The 21,052-nt window shown below is 37.6% G+C and carries 18 protein-coding genes; 3 read left to right on the plus strand and 15 right to left on the minus strand.

All coding sequences use genetic code 11. The annotated features are described in order from the left end of the window. Positions 1-172: 172 nt before the first annotated feature. From smpB to GHI93_RS03205, 10 genes are all read right to left on the minus strand, one after another. Positions 173-640: an SsrA-binding protein SmpB gene (smpB, locus tag GHI93_RS03160; RefSeq protein WP_153495539.1), complete on the minus strand. Its 468-nt coding sequence runs from the start codon at positions 638-640 to the stop codon at positions 173-175. 30 nt (positions 641-670) lie between these two features. Further along, positions 671-1,288, minus strand: coding sequence for a hypothetical protein (locus GHI93_RS03165; protein WP_153495541.1), 618 nt, complete (start codon positions 1,286-1,288; stop codon positions 671-673). Between the two features lie 78 nt (positions 1,289-1,366). Beyond that, on the minus strand, positions 1,367-3,991 hold the full coding sequence (gene alaS, locus GHI93_RS03170; RefSeq protein WP_153495542.1) for an alanine--tRNA ligase: 2,625 nt from the start codon (positions 3,989-3,991) through the stop codon (positions 1,367-1,369). Between the two features lie 366 nt (positions 3,992-4,357). Beyond that, positions 4,358-5,272 carry a peptidyl-prolyl cis-trans isomerase gene (locus GHI93_RS03175; RefSeq protein WP_153495544.1) on the minus strand — a complete coding sequence of 305 codons (915 nt, stop codon included), beginning with the start codon at positions 5,270-5,272 and terminating at the stop codon, positions 4,358-4,360. A gap of 125 nt (positions 5,273-5,397) precedes the next feature. After that, positions 5,398-6,063, minus strand: coding sequence for an O-methyltransferase (locus GHI93_RS03180; protein WP_153495786.1), 666 nt, complete (start codon positions 6,061-6,063; stop codon positions 5,398-5,400). Between the two features lie 34 nt (positions 6,064-6,097). Continuing rightward, a complete protein-coding gene (gene pepF / locus GHI93_RS03185) occupies positions 6,098-7,939 on the minus strand; it encodes an oligoendopeptidase F (protein ID WP_153495546.1) in 1,842 nt (613 codons plus the stop codon). Positions 7,940-8,038: 99 nt separating this feature from the next. After that, positions 8,039-9,001: a competence protein CoiA gene (locus GHI93_RS03190; RefSeq protein WP_153495548.1), complete on the minus strand. Its 963-nt coding sequence runs from the start codon at positions 8,999-9,001 to the stop codon at positions 8,039-8,041. 206 nt (positions 9,002-9,207) lie between these two features. Continuing rightward, positions 9,208-10,314 carry an ElyC/SanA/YdcF family protein gene (locus GHI93_RS03195; RefSeq protein WP_153495550.1) on the minus strand — a complete coding sequence of 369 codons (1,107 nt, stop codon included), beginning with the start codon at positions 10,312-10,314 and terminating at the stop codon, positions 9,208-9,210. An 83-nt stretch (positions 10,315-10,397) separates the two neighbouring features. Beyond that, entirely contained in the window at positions 10,398-11,357 is a 960-nt protein-coding gene (locus GHI93_RS03200) for a glycosyltransferase family 2 protein (protein ID WP_211368873.1), read from the minus strand. 405 nt (positions 11,358-11,762) lie between these two features. After that, entirely contained in the window at positions 11,763-13,205 is a 1,443-nt protein-coding gene (locus GHI93_RS03205) for an NCS2 family permease (RefSeq protein WP_343030304.1), read from the minus strand. Between the two features lie 241 nt (positions 13,206-13,446). Here GHI93_RS03205 and GHI93_RS03210 point away from each other — a divergent pair, with 241 nt between their 5' ends. Next, complete coding sequence (locus GHI93_RS03210) at positions 13,447-14,271, plus strand: HAD family hydrolase (protein WP_153495554.1); 825 nt, start codon at positions 13,447-13,449, stop codon at positions 14,269-14,271. 80 nt (positions 14,272-14,351) lie between these two features. Beyond that, the gene (locus tag GHI93_RS03215) at positions 14,352-14,873 is read left to right on the plus strand and encodes a P-loop NTPase family protein (RefSeq protein ID WP_153495555.1); all 522 of its coding nucleotides are present in this window, start codon (positions 14,352-14,354) and stop codon (positions 14,871-14,873) included. A gap of 10 nt (positions 14,874-14,883) precedes the next feature. Here the strand turns inward: GHI93_RS03215 and GHI93_RS03220 are convergent, their stop codons facing one another. Further along, positions 14,884-15,588, minus strand: a complete 705-nt coding sequence (locus GHI93_RS03220; protein ID WP_153495557.1) for a Bax inhibitor-1/YccA family protein — start codon at positions 15,586-15,588, stop codon at positions 14,884-14,886. A 221-nt stretch (positions 15,589-15,809) separates the two neighbouring features. Here GHI93_RS03220 and GHI93_RS03225 point away from each other — a divergent pair, with 221 nt between their 5' ends. After that, positions 15,810-16,319, plus strand: a complete 510-nt coding sequence (locus GHI93_RS03225; RefSeq protein WP_153495559.1) for an HD domain-containing protein — start codon at positions 15,810-15,812, stop codon at positions 16,317-16,319. Between the two features lie 31 nt (positions 16,320-16,350). On the opposite strand, the gene GHI93_RS03230 is transcribed toward GHI93_RS03225, so the two are convergent. The 4 genes from GHI93_RS03230 to GHI93_RS03245 all read right to left on the minus strand — a co-directional run bounded on the left by GHI93_RS03230 (position 16,351) and on the right by GHI93_RS03245 (position 20,987). Further along, positions 16,351-17,028, minus strand: a complete 678-nt coding sequence (locus GHI93_RS03230) for a LutC/YkgG family protein (RefSeq protein WP_153495560.1) — start codon at positions 17,026-17,028, stop codon at positions 16,351-16,353. Continuing rightward, on the minus strand, positions 17,028-18,497 hold the full coding sequence (locus GHI93_RS03235; protein ID WP_153495562.1) for a LutB/LldF family L-lactate oxidation iron-sulfur protein: 1,470 nt from the start codon (positions 18,495-18,497) through the stop codon (positions 17,028-17,030). The genes GHI93_RS03230 and GHI93_RS03235 overlap by 1 nt, the downstream gene beginning before the upstream one ends. A gap of 24 nt (positions 18,498-18,521) precedes the next feature. Continuing rightward, positions 18,522-19,340, minus strand: coding sequence for a (Fe-S)-binding protein (locus GHI93_RS03240; protein WP_153495564.1), 819 nt, complete (start codon positions 19,338-19,340; stop codon positions 18,522-18,524). A 153-nt stretch (positions 19,341-19,493) separates the two neighbouring features. Continuing rightward, positions 19,494-20,987, minus strand: a complete 1,494-nt coding sequence (locus tag GHI93_RS03245; protein WP_153495565.1) for a peptide MFS transporter — start codon at positions 20,985-20,987, stop codon at positions 19,494-19,496. Between the last annotated feature and the right edge of the window lie 65 nt (positions 20,988-21,052).

The raw sequence follows: 21,052 nt of genomic DNA on the forward strand, positions 1-21,052 counted from the left end.
ATTTCTATTTTTGTTGAGTAGATGATCTACTCGCAAGCCTTTTTGCTTACATTATTATTGTAGCATGCGACTTTTAATTTAAATGTAAATACTAAGCAAATAAAAAGTAAATGCTTTGTAAATAAAAATGTAACATAAAAAACTGTCAGTACTGACAGCTTTTTAACGGCTATTATCGATTATAGTTTTTAAGTTGGCGCGAAATGTCTTTATTTTGCTCTCTGCGCTTAATTGTTTCACGTTTATCGTATTCTTTTTTTCCTCGCGCCAGTCCCATCAAGACTTTGGCAAATCCATTTTTTAGATAAACTTTCAATGGAACAAAGGTAATTCCTGTTTCTGTGAGCGATTTCTGGATTTTTGAAATTTCCTTTTTCTTGAATAGCAATTTTCGAGTCCTTAATTCGTCAACATTGAATCTATTTCCCTCTTCAAACGGTGCAATATGTACATTTGCTAACCAAACTTCGCCATCTTTCACGCGTGCAAAACCATCTCTGAGTTGTATTTTTGATTGCCGTATGGCCTTAATTTCTGTTCCTGTCAGAACAATCCCTGCTTCAAACGTCTCAAAAATTTCATAATCATGTCTGGCTTTTTTATTTTGCGCTAACGGTTTATCTTCTGTATTTTTAACCATATTTTCCTTGCTCTTAAAAATGTCTGTTTTTTATGATGGGAGCTGCGTTGCTTGATCTACAATTTGATGATTATTTTTGCTAAGCGAAGCATATTTTGTCATTAAATCGGACTTCAAGACAGTTTCTTTGAGCTGCCATTGGATGTGATTCCAATCTCCATCAAAACCACTGTGACTTGATGGAACGTAAAATTCAACACTCTCTGGTTTCATGACAAATTTTGCTGAATTTTTTTGTCGCGCAAGAGAGATTCCAGCATAAGCATTACCTACTTTTTGTCCATCTTGATACATTTTTGATCCATTTTGACCATCATTGACAAAATATGTCGTGAGAGTATCCACATGATAGACCGTATATTGCCCTTGACTATTTTGCAGCCATGTTGCTAAGATTTGATCTTTTTCACTGGTTGATAAATCGTCAAATCTGGCATCCTTTGAACTTTGAGAAGTGGATGTCGTTGATGAACTTGATGACGTTGGTTGAGATGATGAAGTGCTGGTGCTGTTTTTTGACGTTTGACTTGATGCCACCTGTGTTGATTGGCTAGAATGTTGCGTCGCGCTCTTTTTTTGATTAGAAGTACACGCACTTAAAACTGTAAGTGCTAAAACACTGAAAACAAATACTGGTATTTTTTTCATCTGAATTCCTCCTATTTCCTTTATTTTATCATAAAAATAGCTCAAAAACTCAGCTTCTTTCTTCTGAGTTCTTGTTTTTTATTTTAAATTTTCTGCGACATGATTAAGAAGTTCGGAAATTCCATTTGCATTCGCTCCACCTGCCATTGCTAAATCAGGTTTTCCACCTCCACGTCCATCAATGTATGGTGCAAGCGCTTTGACCACATTTCCTGCTTTAATTTCAGGCTTTTTACTTGCCACAAGTACATTTACTTTTTCACCAATTTTTGCGACCAAAATCAATTCATCTGACCATTCTTTTTGTTTCCAAAGATCCGCCAATTGTCGTAAACCATTGATGTCTGAAACTTTGACTTGTGCTGCAATAAAACTTGTTGTTCCCACATTTTGTACATTTTTGAAAAGTTCTTCGGACTGGCTTACTGCAAGTTTTCCAGTCAGTGCTTCATTTTCTTTTTGTACTGTTTTGAGTTCCTCTTGGAGCGCTGAAACTTTTGAAAGTACTTGTGTAGCTTGTGGTGCTTTGATGACATTTGCCACTTCAAGTAACGTTTTTTCACTATTCACAAACGCTTCATACGCTTTTTGACCTGTGAGCGCTGTGATTCTGCGTACTCCTGAACCAATTCCTTCTTCTTTTACAATCTTGAACAGTCCAATTTCGCTGGTGGTTTTCGTGTGTGTTCCACCACAAAGTTCAACTGAATAATCCCCAATCACAACCACGCGAATATTAGTGCCGTATTTTTCGCCAAATAAGGCTGCAGCGCCCATTTCTTTCGCTTGATCGACTGACAGATCTGTCCGCGTTTGAATCGTAATGTTTTCCCAAATTTTTTCGTTCACTTCTTGTTCAAGTGCCGCAAGTTCTTCTTTGGTCACTTGAGCAAAATGCGTAAAATCAAAACGTAAGAAGTCCACTTCATTGAGTGATCCTGCTTGAAGTGCATGTTTCCCGACAATGTTGTGAAGTGCGGCATGAAGTAAGTGAGTGGCGGTATGATTTTTGACAACCGCATTGCGACGGACCTCATCAATCTCAAGATGATACGTCTCTCCTACTGTCAGTGCTGACAAAACATTGACCGTATGCAAATTTTGACCGTGAGGAGCATGTTGCACATCTGTGACTACTGCCACAACATCCCCATCTTCATTTTTGATGACTCCGTGATCGGACACTTGTCCTCCCATTTCCGCATAAAATGGTGTTTGGTCAAAGATGATCTGTGCAGTGCCTGATGCTAGTGTTGACACTTTTTTGTCAGCACTGACAATCACTGAAATCTTACTTTTAGCTGCGTGCACATCATATAAAAATTCAGATGCTTCTTCAATTGAGCTGAGTGTTTCATTTTGCGCCCCCATAGAGCCACCTTTAACCACTGCTGCACGTGCCCTTGCTTGTTGAGCTTTCATCGCTGCATCAAAACCAGCATGATCAATCTTAAAGCCTTCATCCTGCGCCAATTCTTCTGTTAATTCGACAGGAAAACCATACGTATCGTACAAACGGAAAATATCAGCCCCGTCAATCGTGTCTTTTCCTTGAGTTTTTAGTTCACTTAATAAATCATCGATTAATTTTTGTCCAGCATCAATCGTTCGATTAAACGTTTCTTCTTCGCGATCAATAATTTTTTCGATAAAATCAGCTTTTTCAAGAACTTCAGGATAGTAATTTTCCATCACTTGACCTACAATTTTGACCAAACTTGCAAGGAATTTCCCTTGAATCCCCAATCGTTTTCCATGCATTACCGCACGACGTAAGAGCCGTCTAAGCACATAGCCGCGGCCTTCATTTCCTGGCAATGCACCATCGCCAATCGCAAAACTCAACGAGCGAATATGATCAGCAATCACTTTAAAACTCATGTTATTGCCATCAGGATCATACGTTTTTCCGGATAATCTTTCAATTTCGTGAATGATCGGCAAAAACAGATCCGTATCAAAATTCGTCCGCCCCTCTTGGATGATACAAGCCATGCGCTCAAGTCCCATTCCTGTATCAATATTTTTTTGAGGCAGCTCTTTATATTGCTTGCGAGAAACGCTTGGATCTGCATTAAATTGACTCAACACGATATTGTAAATTTCAATGTAGCGATCATTTTCAATGTCCTCACTCAACAAACGTAAGCCAATGTTTTCAGGATCATACTGTGCGCCACGATCAAAGAAAATTTCCGTATCTGGACCTGAAGGTCCTGCACCAATTTCCCAAAAATTATCCTCAATCGGTACAAGATGCGAGGCAGGTAATCCAACCTCAACCCAACGCTGATACGTTTCTTGGTCATCTGGATAATACGTCACATAGAGTTTTTCTACTGGAAAACCATAATATTTCTCATCTGTCAGCATCTCAAAAGCATAAGCAATCGCTTCTGTTCTAAAATAATCCCCAATTGAAAAATTTCCCATCATTTCAAACATCGTGTGATGGCGTGCTGTTTTTCCAACATTTTCAATATCGTTTGTGCGAATTGATTTTTGAGAACTCGTCATGCGTGGATTTTCAGGTACAACAGAGCCGTCAAAATATTTTTTCATTGTCGCAACGCCAGAGTTTATCCAAAGTAACGTCGGATCATTCACAGGAACAAGGGATTGTGACGGCATAATCGTTGATCCTTTCGACTCAAAAAAATTGAGGAAAGTGTCACGAATTTCTGCTGAGGTCATGTATTTCATTTTTTTCTCCATTTTTTACTCGATTGCCACAAAAAAACTTTTTGTCAGTGCTGACAGCTTTTTGTGATCAGAAAACTTCTGATCGTGCAAATTTCGAGCATGTTTTCATCGTAATTTTTGTCTGTACTGTCTATTTTTATTCTGTCAGTACTGACAAATTTATTTTTGTGATATTATTCACAATAAAAATTCAAAAAACGATCGTAAACAAAGGGGCGACTGTCAAACAGCGCGGTACCACCCTCATTCACGATCGTATCTTTATCGTCTCTTACGTTTGATAATGCGGTTTGCTCCGCTTTTAAGCACAGATGATTCACTTCTTTTCACCACAACAGAAGCTCTCTTTAGGATCATTCAAATGTATTATTTAGATTGACTTGATTGTGAAGTAAATTGTGAGAATAATGAAGAAAACGCACTTTCTTTCACTGTCACATTATATTTTTTCAAATAACTTCCAATCACGCCACTAACATAAGTTGAATCAGACATTTTCTGAGTTTTGATCACTTTTTTAAGTTCAGATTTGTATTTATTCATATCTGTCCCTTTGTCTGACGTTTTGATCATCTTCACCACATAATAACTGGTTTGACCCGTTGATGCATCGCTTGAAGTCACGACTCCCGAGATTTCCCCATTTTTCAACTTGTACGCTGCCGTTTTCACATCATCAGATACAGTTGTACTGGCTGAGTTAAACGTGACTTTACTAGATGCGTTATCTTTATCAAATTTTGCCGCATCTGCTTTATTTGCCGCAATCGCCTTATTTGCTGCATCACTAGAAGTTTCACTCAAAACAAAAGCAGTCACATCTGGATGATAAGTCGCCCAAGCCGTTTTGAGATTTGCTTCGGTATATTGCGTTTTAGCAATATCTTTCTCAATTGCTGCTTGTTCCAACAATTGAGTTTTCAGATAAGGTTTAAAGTTTGCTTCGGTCAATCCTTGTTGTTGCAGCGCAGAATCAAATTGTGTGCCATATTGTTTTTTGACACTGTTGAACTGAGCATCCACTTTTTTAGTGGTAGCTTCTTTTGCGATAGCGGATTCCTTTTCAAATATTTTGTCAAATGTAATATTTTGAAGCAACGTATTTGTAGGAAGATTAGGGAATTGTTTGGCTCTGTCGTACAAATCATTGACTTGAACAGTATCACCTTTCATCGTGATAATGTCTTTACTTGCTGCATTACTTGAACAGCCTGAAAGTACAAGCACAGCTGATGTTGCGACTACAGCAGAGAGAACTAAACCAAGTTTTTTGAATTTCAAAATTTTCTCCTTCATTCATTTGTCAAGTCTCATAAAACCTTGACTGAATTAACTTCTAGTAATTATAACATAAAATTTTCAATAAAACTTAATTTATGCAAATCAAAATACTGAAAAAATAATCATTAATCCTGAGGTTTAATCATCAATAACCCATCACCAAGTGGCAGAATGCTCGTCATGTATTTTGGAGTGTCTAACACTTCATCAAAAAGACGACGTAAACCTCTTTCTAATGCTCTTTGTGAGCGCTTAATGTCCTGAATTGGAATTAAAATTTCGCCCGCTTGAAAAATATCATCCATCAAGATTACTCCATTTTCTGTCAGTAATGACAAAGCTTTCGGTAAAAATTCAATATATTTTGATTTAGCAGAATCCATGAAAATCAAATCAAATTTCTCATTTTCTTGCGCTGTCAGTACTGACAAAAGATCCGCTGCATCGCCTTCAAGTAACTTAATTTGTTTACGATGATCAAAATCTACCAAATTTTTTTTCGCTAAGGCAATCATCTCAGGATTACGATCCATCGTGACAATCTGACATTCTTTTGCCGCATCCGCCATCATTAAAGCCGAAAAACCAATTGCAGTCCCAATCTCAAGAATCCGTTTTGGCTGAAGTAAATGCAACAACATCTGAAAATAAACCACTGTTTCATGAGGAATGATTGGAATATTATTTTCACTTGCTTGTTTTAAAACAATCGCCAAATCGCCCGTCACAGCCGTTTGTCGCTCCCGCATCCACTGCACTAATTCTGGCTTAACTACTGGACGGTGCATCATTGGATTACTCGTTTTTTTATAAGTTGTTTGAATCTTATCTGGCACGATGAACTCCCTTAGCCACTAATGCTTCAAGCATTGATAACCGTTTTTCAAAGCGCTCAAAAGCAGATTCCAAATACACACCAGAAGCCATATCAACGCCTGCCTTTTTAATCACATTTAGCGGATAATCTGATGATCCTGCTTTCAAATAATCCAAATATGCCCGCCGATCCGCTTCATTTCCATGAACAATTTTTTCCGCCAAATAAGATGCTGCCGCAAAGCCAGTAGCATATTGGAAGACATAAAAATTATAATAAAAATGAGGAATGCGTGCCCATTCAAATTGAATTTCTCTATTTTCAGATGCTTTCAAACCATAGTATTTTTCATTTAAACGTCCATATAAATCATTCAAAAATTCACTCGTTAAAACTTCACCCGCAGCATCAGCACGATGAATTTCTTGCTCAAACTCAGCAAATTGAGTCTGACGATAAACCGTCCCCCTAAAACCATCCAACCAGTGATTCAAAATAGCAAATCGTTCTTTTTCATCCTTAGCTTCATCAAGCAACGTTTCTGTCAAAATGTTTTCATTCGTCGTTGATGCAATCTCCGCCAAAAAAATGGGATAATCTCCATAAACATAAGGTTGATTTTCACGCGTAAATGTCGAGTGCATGCTGTGCCCCATCTCATGGACCAACGTAAACAAATCATCCAAGGTCTCTTGCCAATTTAACAACATAAAAGCATTCGTATCATAAGCTCCACCAGAATAAGCACCAGAACGTTTTCCAACATTTTCTTTCACATCAATCCACTGTTCATCAAATGCTCTTTTGACCTGCTTTAAATAAGTTTCACCAAAAATTCCCAAAACTTCTTGCGCTTTATCAACCGCTTCACTATAATTAAATTTATAATCCAGACTAGACAATGGACAGTAAAGATCATACATTTTCAAATCATCCACCCCCAAAATCTGCTGGCGTAATGCAACGTACCGATGAAGTAAAGGCAGATGGCGATTCACTTGCTCAATAAGCACATCATAAACCTGCTCAGGCACAAAATTTTGCGCTAACGCAGCTTCTCGTGCAGAAGAATATCCATGCACCTGTGCTTTAAAATTATCTGCTTTTACATTCGTCTGTAACGTTTTTGCATACGTGTGTTCAAACTGCTCATAATTACTGTATAACGCTTCATAAGCAGCCTTTCTAACCTTTCGATTTTTACTTTCCATAAATGAAATGTAATTTCCGTGTGTTAACTGAACTTCTTTTCCTTCTTCATCCGTAATCATCGGAAATTTTACATCAGCATTATCCAAGATTTCAAACGTTTCAGCAGCAGCACCAAAAATTTCACTTGCCCCTGCCAAAAGCTTCTCTTCTTTTTGAGACAATACATGTGCTTTTTTTGCAAATAACCGCTCAAAAAAATGATGATATCCTTTTAATTCTGGTTTTTCAGACAAAAACTCCGTGTAACGTGTCTCAGACAACGTCATAAATTCTGGCTCAAAAAAAGCAAAAACCTCACCAAATTTTGCATATAATGCACTTGCTTTCGCTTGATATCCTTGATATTTTGTCACTTTTGTATCTTGATCATTTTTCATTGAAGCATAAACATAAAGACGCTCTACATCTCTTGAAATCGAAAGCATCGTTGACGTTGCCTCAAAAAGCACTTCTGCTGAATCCAACAAATGACCAGAAAAATCCACTGCTGAATGCACAGCATCAGCGTCCCAACTTGACTCTCCTGAAAGATTTGAGTTCACGCAAGCAAGTTCTTGTTCCCAATCTTCATCCGTCTTAAAAACTGTCGTCAAATCCCACTTAAAATCATCAGTGATTTCATCACGTTTTTTTGCCATCGTATCTCCTTTTCAAAAGTCACATTTCTTTAATTATAGCACAGAATAAGAGAAATCGAAGTTCCCAAAAACAAAGCACACCATGATGACTTTCTTTTTTTACTGTGTGTGATAAAAATAAGGTGGATAGAGAAATGATTGATGATGTGTCTGAAAATAACGATAATACTCTTGATAATAGCGTATTGTATCTTTGTGATGTAGCTGAATGAACTTTTGTTCAACCTTTTGAAAAGGAAAACATAATAAATCCAATCCAGCAGGAGCAACATACTTTTTTGAAAAATCAAGATCAAGCAAATGCTTCTGATTTTCATAAAAAAGCGCTTGCTTTTTGAGCCAACTCGGTGCACAATGATAAAGTTGACGCTGAATAAAATCAAACTGACTTTTTCCATCTTGTTCTGGAATCTCAAGAACAGGACATTTTTGCTTTTCAAACGGCAATCGCAAAAGCGATAATAAATTTCCTTTTTGAAACTCAAAAACATCGGTCAAATACATCGTGTGGTGCGCTAAATCTTCATGAATCAAGGATTTTAATCTTAATTTCTGATTTTTTTCATCAAGTTCCCAAAAATAAAAACCACGATTTTCTGAAAAACCCATCAGATTTTTTTGAAGTGTCGTCATCCCCTTTTGTATCCACAAATCCTTGCCCATTAGCCAAATCACCTTAAATCCATATGCTTGATAGTTTTCCGTGCGTTCTTTAAGTCTTTTTAGCGATAAACTTGAACATTGAATCTCAATAGCAATCCGATCATTCACCAATAAATCAGGCGTTTGCTCAAGTTCTGGAAGATATTTTTCAAGCTCTACTTTTTCAGACTGATGAAACCACTCAAAAAGCTGTAACTTTAAAGATAAATGTTGTGCAGATTCATTTTCAGACCATGCATGACAATCTTTCAACGTGCGATGAGCAAAATGTGGCGTATAGACTAGACCATTTTTAAAAATAAGTGACGCCTTACACGCAGGACAAAAATAAGAATCCATTAAAGAAGGCTGTTGAATACTATTTACACGATTTCCATATTTATCTTCTGCAATAATCATACCTTTTTATACGTTATATCATCTTAAATGTAACAAAAATCAAAAAAATCTGCTCACAAAAAAGAAAGTTACCACCAATCACTTTCTTTTAATCTTCTCTCTCAATTTAAAATTCCAACCTATTTATTATCCCTTTTGATCTCAATAAAATGATTTTTTTACCGTACATCTCCCTTATCTTTTCAATCACTACCATCATTTTATGATTAAGTTCCTCTTAAATGCTGAATCAACTCAACAATGACAGCAATCAATCCGAGTCCCCCAACGATACTCCCAACCCAAATCATGTGTTTTTTTCGCTCATTATTCATCACTGCAATAAATTCACGAATAAATGCTGGAACACGATAATAAAATGCTGTTTTTCCGCCTTTTCCTCCCTGAGCCCCTAAATTGAGCTGTCGAGCAAAAAGCGCTGCACGAAATACATGATAGTCTGATGTAAAAAATAAAAATGAAGTTTCAGCTGATTTTTCATCAATAATTTTTGAAGAGAACACTAAATTTTCGTAAGTTGTTTTAGATTGATCCTCAAGAAGCGTGCGTTCAATAGGAAAATTTAATGTTTCAACTGCAAATTTTTGCATCGCTTGAGCTTCTGAGAGATGTTCATCTTTACCCTGTCCTCCAGAAAACACAAGAATCGTTTTTTCTGTTGCGGCATTTACTGCAGCACGAATTCGATTCCCAAGTAAAACACCGACTTTATCGCCCTGTACTAATCCTGCACCCAGCACCACATAATAAGTCGCCGTCGTTTTTTTCATTTTTCTACCATAAATCCAACTGGACAAGAAAAATACCAAGAATTGCCACGACAAGTACAATGACAAGATTGGATAAGCAAAAGAAAGAATTTTTAACCAGATCCACTGATCTGAAAGCCTGCCTACATAAAGCGAAATCCAATCCAAAATAAAGAAAAGAAACATGATAATCGGCAAGATTAAATTAGCGATGCTTTTGGATTCCCGCCGCCACATCTTCACTGTCAAAATCAAAATTGCAATCGGCAAAGCAAATCCAAAAATCAACGGAAAAATAAAAATAAGAATTCCTTCAACGACTAACGCAATAATCCCAATCCGCGTCAAAAGCGTCGGATACTCTGAAAATTGGAATGCCACAGCTGAAGCAATCAGTGAATTCAACAAGAAAAATAGGCTCAACAAAAAACCAAAACCCAATCTTCCAAGTTTTAATGTCCTCAAATCGGGAATTTTCTTTATTTTCCAATAAAATAAAAACGTAGCCCCTAAAAAAATAAATGAAAAAAATAAAAAAAAGTAAAATATGCCTTGATCTGTCATAGGTCTATTTTAGCATATTTTTCGTAAAAAAGTCGCTGTTTATCAGAAAAAGTAGCGAAAATAAAAGAGCGACAGAATAAAAATCATCGCTCGCATTTTTTAATAAATTTTCGTAAATTGCTTGTATCGACACCATAAAATTCACCGTTTTTCATTTGACTTTCTTGATTTGCCACCAGCTGCATTTCCGCGAAAAATCCTTCCCAAAGGTAAGCGTATTTTTTCATCAATTTCCAAAGAACCGACCAAAATTTTTCTTCGTCAACTGGTGGAAATTTTTCATAACGCAAATAAGCTTGAAGTAAAACTGCCGCTAAGTAATCTTTCAAAAACGGAACACTTTTTCGCGAACTAAGAAATTTGAGTTCGTAATATTTTGACAGAACCCAAGTATCCGCAAATTCCGAACTGACCGATTTTCCAACATGCGACAATGATTTTTCGTGAAAAACATAAACATAAGTAATATCATCAATACTCTTGATTCCTGGTGTTAAATTATTGATCAAGTCAATAAAATAACTATCTTCGTAGATACGCAGTTCAGAAATAAAGCGTAATTTTATTTTATTCAACCATTTTCGTGCAATCCAACAAGCATAAACTGCATTTCTGTCATAGCCTGCGATAATCTCAATTAAATCACCATTTCCATTTGGAACTTGTTCGATAAATTTAGAACGCAAAACTTGCGCATTTTCATCTGATTCAGTTGCACTAAAAAAGCTTGAAAGTGCAGCAGAGTGATTAAGATAATCGTCTGCGTCCACAAACATCAGATATTCGCCCGCGCTATGATCAATCCCATATTGTCGCGCCATACCAGGACCGACGTTTTCGTGGAGCTCGTGATAATGTAAATCCAAATTCGCAAAAATCGCGAGGTTGTCGGTGTTTATTGGCTTGCCTCCATCATTGACGAGATGGACGTCAATTTTCGCGAAATCAACACTTACTTGATTGTTAATGCTCCTGAGCGGAATCGCGAGATCGCTCTCGTTTTGCCCGTAAAAGGGGATGATGATGCTAAGCTTCTTTTTCATCGTATTCTTATGTTTGCTCATTTGAGCCTGCTTTCTACCTCACAAGGAGTTCTGATTTTACAGGTGCGCCAACGAGACACCCTGGATACCGTGCGGAATTTTCATAAAAATCGCGAAATGGTGTGAATAGTATAGCCAGTTTTGCGATTTTGCGTAAGATTATGCCGTCTGGATTTTTCATATGAAAGCCCGTCACACCTGACTTTTCACGAAATTAATGTTAGTAATATTATATCATATCCGTTAAAAATTTAGCTTTTTAACCGCAGTGTTGGGATTTTTACAAAATAAAAAGCATTACAGTTTTTCAACCAGTAATGCTTCATTACTAAATACTCTTTGTATTCCTTATTTAAGCTTCACTTTCAAACAAAAAAGAAGACACAAGTCTCTTTTTATTTTCTTTTACAAAATCGCTAATACTGCAAAGTTAATCACAAAGAGGATTGCTACAACCCAGACGACGGGTTTGATTTCTTTTGGTTTTCCGTTGACTAATTTTGTGATGATATATGTAATAAATCCTGCTGCAATACCGTATGAGATAGAGTATGCGAATCCCATGAATACTGATGTAAAGAAAGCTGGAATAGCTTCACTAAGATCTGACCAATTGATTTCTTTAAATGAGCTGAGCATCATCATTCCGACAATGATCAAGATTGGTGCTGTTGCTTGTGTTGGAACGATGCTTAGGAGTGGGAGGAAGAAACTTGAGATGGCAAACATAATCGCTACAACAATAGAAGTCAATCCTGTGCGTCCACCTGCTCCGATACCTGCTGCTGATTCTACGAATACTGTGGTGTTTGATGTTCCAAAAATGGCACCGATTGGAGTTGCAATCATGTCAGCAAAGAGGGCTTTATCCATTTTAGATGAAAATCCGTGTGACGTTTCCATGTCTTTTAAATCTTCGTCGGTGAAAATTCCTGTTGCACGACCGGTTCCAATGAATGTTCCGATTGGATCAAAGATAGAAGTTAAGGAGAATGCAAGTACAGTCATCAAAACTTCAATAATTCGATTGGAGTTTGAGAACAATGTGCCAAATCCTTTAGGGCCAAATGCTGCACCAAAAGTTTGTCCCATTTGGTGAATTGCTGTTGCGAGATTATTTTCTGCAAACAAGGTGGAAAGATTTACTTTTACTACACCTGAAAGAATTGCGATAATTGTTGTTAAAAGAATAGAAATTAAAATTCCTGCTTTAAAGATTGGGTTCTTTGAGAGACGTCCGCGAAGAACGAAGTACATCGTGATGACAACACCGGCAAGTGCAACAAGGACACCAGCATTGTTAAACGTCACTAATCCCGGAACAATGGAGCTGTTAGCTGTAATCGTGCCATGATTATTTGTGTAGGTTCCTGGATCTGCGATGAATTGGAGAATTCCAGCATTTTTAATCCCGATGTAGGCGATGAAAATCCCAATCCCTCCACCAATGGCGTGCTGTAAGCTCTCAGGGATTCCTAAAATAATGGCTTTACGAATGCTGGTAAATGTAATAATGATGTTGACAATTCCGCAAATAAAGACCATTGCGAGTGCTTCTTGCCAAGTATATCCAAGGCTTAAAACTACAGTATATGCAAAGAATGCGTTCAGTCCCATTCCTGGTGCCAATGCGTAAGGAACGTTGGCAATCAATCCGATTGCTACGGTTCCTACGATTGATGCTAGGATTGTTGCTAAAAATACGGCTTGAACAGGCATTCCTGTTGAACCTAAAACTTCTGGATTCACAAAGAGGATGTAAGACATTGCAAAGAATGTCGTAATTCCAGCCATAATTTCACGACCAACGGTCGTATGATTTTCTTCAAGTTTAAATAACTTGTTCACGAGAGTTCTCCTTTATAATAAAACAAATGCCGAATAAATACGGTACTTTACTATTTTATATCAGGTTGGTTTAAGATAACAAGTTTTCTTAAAGTTTTTTGAGATAAATGGATTAGATTGTTCGGAAATAGCATTTTGATTTGTTTTTGATCATCCAATCATTCGCTGAAATAACCTGCGCTTTTATGATATAATGAAATAAATTAGTTTAATACCTCTCATTTTTTTAGTCAGGAAAGCGATGAATAACAAAGATACAAAACTTATTGCCATCGATTTAGATGGTACAACATTGCGCAGTGATGGACGTTCTGTCAGTGCTTATACAAAATATATTTTTAAACAACTTGAAGCGAAAGGTCATTTGATTTGCATCACGACGGGGCGTCCTTATCGGATGTCTCTTGCGATTTACCAAGCACTTGAACTGACGAGTCCAATGATTAATTTTAATGGGGCTTTGATTTCTAATCCAACGAATAAACATTGGGAACATACAAAAGCGCATTATATCACACGCTCTTTTGTATTTGAGCTGTTGCGCCATCAACAAAATTTTGACTTGGAATATTTTGCTGTGGAATATCGGAGAAAATTTTTCTTAAATACGTTTAAAAATGTTCCAACGGATATTTTTGGTGTGGATCGTTTTTTACCTTATCATCGTTTGCGGGCAGATCGGGTCACTGAAAATCCTCATGCGATTTTGCTTTCTACGCGTGTCAAAGATAAATTTCGTTTGGCTAAAGAGATGCAAGATCATTACAATGGAAAAATTGCAGTGAGTGGCTGGGGCGGTCCAAATGGGATTTTAGAAGTGGTGCCAAAAGGAATCACAAAAGCTTCCGCACTTGAGCATTTGCTACGTGTCCTTGATTTGCCCCTTGAAAATCTTTATGTTTTTGGAGATGAACACAACGACATCGAAATGTTCAAACTCTCAAAACATGCTTATGCCATGAAAAATGCTTCTAAGCTATTAAAACCATTTGCAACTGAGATTTTGCCATGGACTAATGATGAAGATGGTGTCGCGCGTCAATTAGAGAAACTTTTCTTAAAATAATGTTCTGTCAGTGCTGACAGAACATTTTTATTTGAAACGTGTTATAATAGGTTTTGCTTTTTTTAGATGGAGGTGATGGGATGAAAATTTTACTTATTGGATCGTCTGGTGCTGGAAAATCTACTTTTTCAAAAAAGTTGTCAGTACTGACAGGATTTCCTGTTTTGCATTTGGATAAAATTTGGCATAAAACCGATTATTCTGAGGATGCCCGTCTTTATTTTAGGGAGGCTCAAGTCAATTTTATGTCAAAAAATGAGGATTGGATTATTGATGGAAATTATTCTGGGACAATGGAGGTGCGTTTGCCTGAGGCAGATTTGATTATTTGGCTTAAAATTTCACGTTGTAAAGCGATTTTTCGGGTCATTAAGCGTTCTTTGAAATCAAGAATTCAAGGGCACAATCGATCGGATATGGCAACAAATTTTAAAGAAAAATTCGATCGTGAATACTTTGAATTCATGTCATTCATCTGGAATTTTCCAAAACGTAACACTCCTAAAATACAACATTTGATTGAAAAATATGACAAAATGGATCATGTCTTGATTGTGAAAAATCAAAAAGATAAAGAAAAAATCATGAGTATGTTCTCATGATTTTTTAATGTTAATTTCTATTGTTTCCTGCAAATCCGAAAAGACGAAGCAAGAAGAGGAATAGGTTGAGGAAGTCAAGATAAAGCGAGAGCGCCATTGAAATCGCCCAGCCATTGCTATCGCCCATTTGATAGTAAACTTGTGAGATTTTTTGGTTATCATAAGCAATCAAACCAGAGAAAATGATCACACCAATCACGGAAGATAACAGCATCAGTGGGGTACTTTGAATGAAGAAATTCAAAATCCCAATGACAATCAAACCAATCACTCCAGCCACTAAAGCTTTGTGCCAAGCACCTAAATCACGCTTTGTGGTTCGTCCGTAAACGGCAAGTCCAAAGAACATCGCAACAGCAGTCACAAAAGCAAGTGTGATGTCTGTAGCCGTGTACATTAGCAAAGTGAAACTAATCAAAAAGCCCATGAACCCTGAGTAAACAATGAACAGTGGCAGTGCAGCAGATGAATTTTTCATCGCTGAAGTCTGCATTGGTACAACCATAAACAATGGAATGAGCCATAAAAGCAAGAAGACAAGGCTTCCTTTACTATTTATCATTGATAATAAATTATTTTGGAAAAAACGAAGCATCACGAAGCTGACAAGTCCTGAAAGAAGTACTCCAATTCCCATCAACCCATATACTTTACTGAAAAAGGCATTCAATCCATCTTTTTTATCATCAAAAATAAGATTATCATTATTATTCATTAAGATTCTCCTTATTTATTTTCTTAATTCTATTCTATCAAATTTTTTTGTAAAAGTCATACGACTTAAGTCGTATTTTTTATTGGTGTTTCATTATTTTGATAATTTTATTTTTTAAATCCGTTTTTTGTTACTTAATTTTAACTTTATCGTCATTATATTTTAACAAAAAAAGAGCATATTATTATTCATAACTTTGTTTTTTGTGCTATAATCATCTCATGAATTTAGAAAATGAACCTTGGTTTAATGATGCTGAATACATGAGTTATGTTGGTCATTTCTTAGAAATGCCTGAACTCAAAAAACTGGACACAATTGTCCATCACTACACTTCGACGCGTTTGCAACACTGCTTGCGTGTGAGCTATATGAGTTATCGTATTGCGAAAAAAATGGATTTAAATGCTAAAGCATGTGCGCGCGCAGGATTGTTTCACGATTTGTTTTATTACGATTGGCGAGATACAAAGTTTGCAAAAAGTCATGCCTATGTCCATCCTCGAATTGCATGGCGCAATGCCTGCAAGTTGACCACGATTTCTCCTCTTGAAAAGGACATCATCATCAAACACATGTGGGGTGCAACAATTGCTCCTCCGCGCTACAAAGAGAGTTTTATTGTTACTTTTGTGGATGATTATGTGGCGATGCTTGAAGGAAAAACAACAGCAAAATATAAATGGAATCGTAGAAAACATTTCAAACGTCTCCCATCTTTCTCAAATTGAGAAAAAATCCTGTCAGTACTGACAGGATTTTTTAGATGTCTTTTACAATGACATAAAAAATTTCAAGCGGGCCGTGTAAGCCGATGACCAGCTGCATTTCAATGTCCCCAGAGTTGGACGGTCCGGAAATAAAATGAAGTGTCGTATTCTCTTTTTTATGTGCGTCGTACCATTTTGCTGCGCGTTGCATATCTGGAACAATACGACTTTGCGGAATAATGGAAATGTAATGCGTTGGTAAAAAATGAATCGATCGTCCTTGTCCAGCACTGGATTCCACAGCAATTGTTGCAGATTCTGCAAGGAAAAATTGAGCAAAAGCAACAGCAACATTCGCGTGTTGCGCATTCATGATATTTTCTTCACGATATTGCTCTCCTTTTTGCCACTGGACAACTTTGTCAGCACTGACAGAAAGTCCAAACTGTTCAAATTGCGGATCATCAGGAATCATGACTTGACCACCACCAGATTTTTGGATAAGGCGATTGACCACTTCGCTCAGATCACTGGCCTTTGTTTCCACCCAATTGGCTGATACTTGCCCAGCTTGTTCTTTTGCCATTACTAACAACTCATCTATCGTACATTCTGCAAGATGACGCACAGGTAAATCCGTAGGTGCGACGTAAGGTTCAAAGGGAGTATCTCCCAACTTTTCTGTCAGTACTGACAGAAAACTTTCACGATTTTGAATGCTTCCAGCCATTATTTTCCACTCTCCTTTTTGTGATTTTTATACCATTTGCGGAATTGATCTTTCGATTTTGGTGCAACAGGTAAACTGCGAACATCTGTCCATCCTTTAGCAATCGCTGGAGCGGCTTTGACTGCGCCACGCTCAAACATATTGCTCACACTTACTTCTTCTTTGGGTAATGTACTCAAGCCAGTATGTGCCATTTGTTGTGCCATACTGAACATCCACTTATGTGATGTTCCACTTCCGATCGTATTCATCTCAAAGTTCATAAATGCACCATCGTGATGCATTTTTAAGTCATCTTCCATCACTTTTCTGTGTTCAATCAATAAATTATGAATCGGGATTTTCACAGGGCATGTCGTCGTGCAAGCACCACACAGTGAAGAAGCATAAGGTAAATCACCATATTTTTCATATCCGCCAAGAACAGGAGATAAGATAGAGCCGATCGGTCCAGGATAAATAGAGCCGTAAGCATGTCCCCCAATTTGACGATAAACAGGGCAGACATTCAAACAAGCACCACAGCGGATACACTGCAATACAGGTTGAAAATCTGTTCCTAAAGCATTTGACCGTCCATTATCCACAATGACAACGTGAAAATCTTCTGGTCCATCAGATTCATCCGCTGCTTTTTTCCCTGCAAATGTTACATAAGTGGTTAATTTCTGACCAACCGCAGAACGCGCCAACAAATTATCCAGTACTTCTGCTTCTTGAATTGACGGCACAATCCGTTCCATTCCCATCAGAACAATCTGAGTTTTTGGAATCGAAATAGTCAAATCAGCATTTCCCTCATTGGTTGAGAGATTAATTTGCCCTGTATTTGCAATTGCAAAATTACATCCAGTAATTCCGACCTCAGATTTCAAAAATAATTTTCGCATCGTATCTCTTGCGCAACGTGCTAAATTGACAGGATCATTATCTCCCGTATAACCGAGTTTTTTCGCAAAAATTTCACGAATTTGATCTCGATTTTTGTGCAAGGCTGGAAAAACGATGTGAGAAGGTTCATCCCAATCTGCAACTTGTAAAATAAATTCTGCAAGATCCGTTTCAAGGACTTCCACATTTCCAAGTGCCACAAGCATCGGATCAATATCCACTTCTGTCGTCACCATAGATTTGGATTTCACAACATGCGTCGCTTTTTTTTGAACAATCACATCACGGACGTACTCTTGTGCTTCTTTTGCTGTTTTCGCAAAAAAGACATGACCGCCACGCGCAGCAACTTGATCTGAAAATTCTGTCAAATAATGTGGCAGATGTTCAATCGCATGCTTTCGAATCGCTTCCCCATGAAGTCGCCACTCTTCCCAATTTCCTAACTCCTCACGCGCACCTTCTCTTTTAATCCACTGTGCATCTTGCGCTTTAGCCACTGCGGCTTGAGCAAATTTATCGTTCTTACTTTCTTCTAATCGTTCGGCAAATGTTTTTGTACTGGTTGAAAGTCCCATTGTTTCTCCTTTATTCTGCTCTTTTTAATGACACGTTCTATGAAATGGTGTAGCTACTGGATCTGCAACCACATGCGCCTTTTCAATGGCATCAAAATCTGGTTTTTTAATCCGTGTCAAATCAACCTGATGATTGAGCACCTCTGCAATGTGCATCACTTTGATTCTTTTTCCATCACGATTTAATTTTCCTGCAATATTCATCAAACATCCCATGTCAGCACTGACAAGAATTTCAGCACCAGTATTTACGATATCTTCTACCTTTTCACTCACCATTCTTCCTGAAATTTCAGGAGATTTTACAGAAAAAGTCCCCCCAAAACCACAACAATTTTCAAGATGTTCAAGTGCAGAATAATTCAACCCCTTCACATTTTCGAGTAAAACAAACGGTGTTTCACGCTCTCCCAATAAGCGCGTCATGTGGCACGAGCGATGATAAGTCGCAACTTCACCATCGAATGTCGCACCGACATCTTTCACACCTAAAACACGCACGAGAAACTGCGTCAATTCCCAAGTTTTGTCGGCCAATGCTTGAGCTTTTGCATGATAAGGATCGCTTGCATCAAAAAATTCAGGATATTCTTTAAACATTGCGCAACAAGAACCCGCGAGACCAACGACATAATCACTCTTTTCAAAAGCATCAATTTGATTTTTGATCGTCGCCATTGATTCTTTTACAAGGCCACTATTAAATGTCGGCTGCCCACAGCAAATTTGATCTTCTGGCAAGTCTGTCTCACATCCCAAGCGCTCCAACACTTCAACCATCGCAATTCCTACATTTGGAAACATCAAATCAACGACACACGTTGAAAAAATAGACACTCTCATTTTATCTCCTTCTTTACATCACATGACACAACATGCCTGATATTAATCTCATTATAGGAGTTTTAACGATCAAGTACAAACATCTCAGCTGTCAAACAGATTTGACAGCTCATCTGAAATCAAAAAATGATGCCATCGCATCATTTTTTAACCTTATCTAATATCTCCCATCAATCGTAAAATTGGTTTTTTAATGACGAATAAGAATAAACCAATTAAAATTCCCACTCCCCCAACGATTCCAAAAAATGCTATTTCAGTCGTTGGCTTAAAGAGTGGTGCGATTAAAGCGTTGATTGCTTGTGCGCCAGCATCAGATAAGAGCCACATGGCGACCATCTGAGATTGAAAAGCTTCAGGCGCAAGTTTGGTTGAAACAGACAGCCCTACAGGCGACACTAACAATTCTCCAGCCATCTGAATCGCAAACATCAACAAAAGCCATAAGCTGCTGGAACGTCCATTCACTCCATCAATCCACCCCGGCAGCATCATTATCACGTATGAGCTCCCAGCTAAAATCAAACCGATTCCAAATTTAACAATGGTTGACGGTTGACGAGTTCCCATCTTATTCCAGATCCGAACAATTACAGGTGTCAATAAAATGATAAATAATGGATTAAGCAATTGATACCACGATGGATCAATTGTTACACTGATACCAAACCAGACTGGATGAAGGTTAGAACGGTCCAAGCCCCACGTCGCAATGACAGTTGAACTTTGTTCTTCAATCACCCAAAAAATAATCGCTGAAACAAACATTGGAACATACGCCATCAATTTTGAACGTTCTGCTTTTGTCACTTCTTTAGAAGTGAACATTCTGAACAAATAAATGAGTGGAATGACAATGCCGATTACAGAAAGAACATTAATCAAATGATCAATAAAATCTTCTTGATTCCACGCATAGAGTCCAAATAATCCCGCAATAATCACGATCAACAGGATTCCAAAAGTCACACTAAAGCGTCTTTTTTCTTGAGCATCCATCGGATTTGAAGGAGTTTTACCAATTTCTGGAAAAAGCTTCATACGTCCATGCCAATACACAAACAATGCTACCAACATCCCAATTGCAGCAATTGAAAATCCCAAATGATAATTATAAGATTGACCCACAGTCCCTACAACGATTGGGGCCAACAAGGAGCCGATATTCACACCAAAATAAAAAATATTAAATCCAGTATCACGCCGTGTATCTTCCTTAGTGTAGAGGTGCCCCACCATATTAGAGATGTTCGGTTTAAGCATCCCTGTTCCAAAAATGATCAACACAAGCGCCAAAAATAATGACGTAAGCCCCAAAGGAATGGCTAATGCAATGTGTCCAAACATAATCAAAATCCCACCAATAAGAATGGTTTTTGAAGCTCCAATGACACGGTCCGCAATCCAAGCCCCAACAATCGTAGAGAGATAAACTAAAGCACCGTAGATAGAAACAATCGCAATCGCTTCTGATTTTGGAAGTCCAAGTCCAGCATTCGCACTGGTTGTTGTTGTATATAAGTAGTACAGCAAAATCGCGCGCATCCCATAATAAGAAAAACGCTCCCAAAGTTCTGTTTGGAAGAGTGTTAAAAGTGCACGAGGCTGCCCAAAAAATGTCTTTTCAGACTGATTTAAGTTTTCCATAGTTTTAATTATAAATGGTTCTATACAACTTGTCAAGTTCAAAAAAATCTTGCGCACTTGACCTT

This window comes from Lactococcus hircilactis (assembly GCF_009601015.1).
GTDB lineage: Bacteria > Bacillota > Bacilli > Lactobacillales > Streptococcaceae > Lactococcus > Lactococcus hircilactis.

Bases quoted from the DNA above. Each gene is read 5' to 3' on its own strand.
- smpB (WP_153495539.1), bottom strand. From the start codon at position 640: ATGGTTAAAAATACAGAAGATAAACCGTTAGCGCAAAATAAAAAAGCC.
- GHI93_RS03165 (WP_153495541.1), bottom strand. From the start codon at position 1,288: ATGAAAAAAATACCAGTATTTGTTTTCAGTGTTTTAGCACTTACAGTT.
- alaS (WP_153495542.1), bottom strand. From the start codon at position 3,991: ATGAAATACATGACCTCAGCAGAAATTCGTGACACTTTCCTCAATTTT.
- GHI93_RS03180 (WP_153495786.1), bottom strand. From the start codon at position 6,063: ATGATGCACCGTCCAGTAGTTAAGCCAGAATTAGTGCAGTGGATGCGG.
- pepF (WP_153495546.1), bottom strand. From the start codon at position 7,939: ATGGCAAAAAAACGTGATGAAATCACTGATGATTTTAAGTGGGATTTG.
- GHI93_RS03190 (WP_153495548.1), bottom strand. From the start codon at position 9,001: ATGATTATTGCAGAAGATAAATATGGAAATCGTGTAAATAGTATTCAA.
- GHI93_RS03195 (WP_153495550.1), bottom strand. From the start codon at position 10,314: ATGACAGATCAAGGCATATTTTACTTTTTTTTATTTTTTTCATTTATT.
- GHI93_RS03200 (WP_211368873.1), bottom strand. From the start codon at position 11,357: ATGAAAAAGAAGCTTAGCATCATCATCCCCTTTTACGGGCAAAACGAG.
- GHI93_RS03210 (WP_153495554.1), top strand. From the start codon at position 13,447: ATGAATAACAAAGATACAAAACTTATTGCCATCGATTTAGATGGTACA.
- GHI93_RS03215 (WP_153495555.1), top strand. From the start codon at position 14,352: ATGAAAATTTTACTTATTGGATCGTCTGGTGCTGGAAAATCTACTTTT.
- GHI93_RS03220 (WP_153495557.1), bottom strand. From the start codon at position 15,588: ATGAATAATAATGATAATCTTATTTTTGATGATAAAAAAGATGGATTG.
- GHI93_RS03225 (WP_153495559.1), top strand. From the start codon at position 15,810: ATGAATTTAGAAAATGAACCTTGGTTTAATGATGCTGAATACATGAGT.
- GHI93_RS03230 (WP_153495560.1), bottom strand. From the start codon at position 17,028: ATGGCTGGAAGCATTCAAAATCGTGAAAGTTTTCTGTCAGTACTGACA.
- GHI93_RS03235 (WP_153495562.1), bottom strand. From the start codon at position 18,497: ATGGGACTTTCAACCAGTACAAAAACATTTGCCGAACGATTAGAAGAA.
- GHI93_RS03240 (WP_153495564.1), bottom strand. From the start codon at position 19,340: ATGAGAGTGTCTATTTTTTCAACGTGTGTCGTTGATTTGATGTTTCCA.
- GHI93_RS03245 (WP_153495565.1), bottom strand. From the start codon at position 20,987: ATGGAAAACTTAAATCAGTCTGAAAAGACATTTTTTGGGCAGCCTCGT.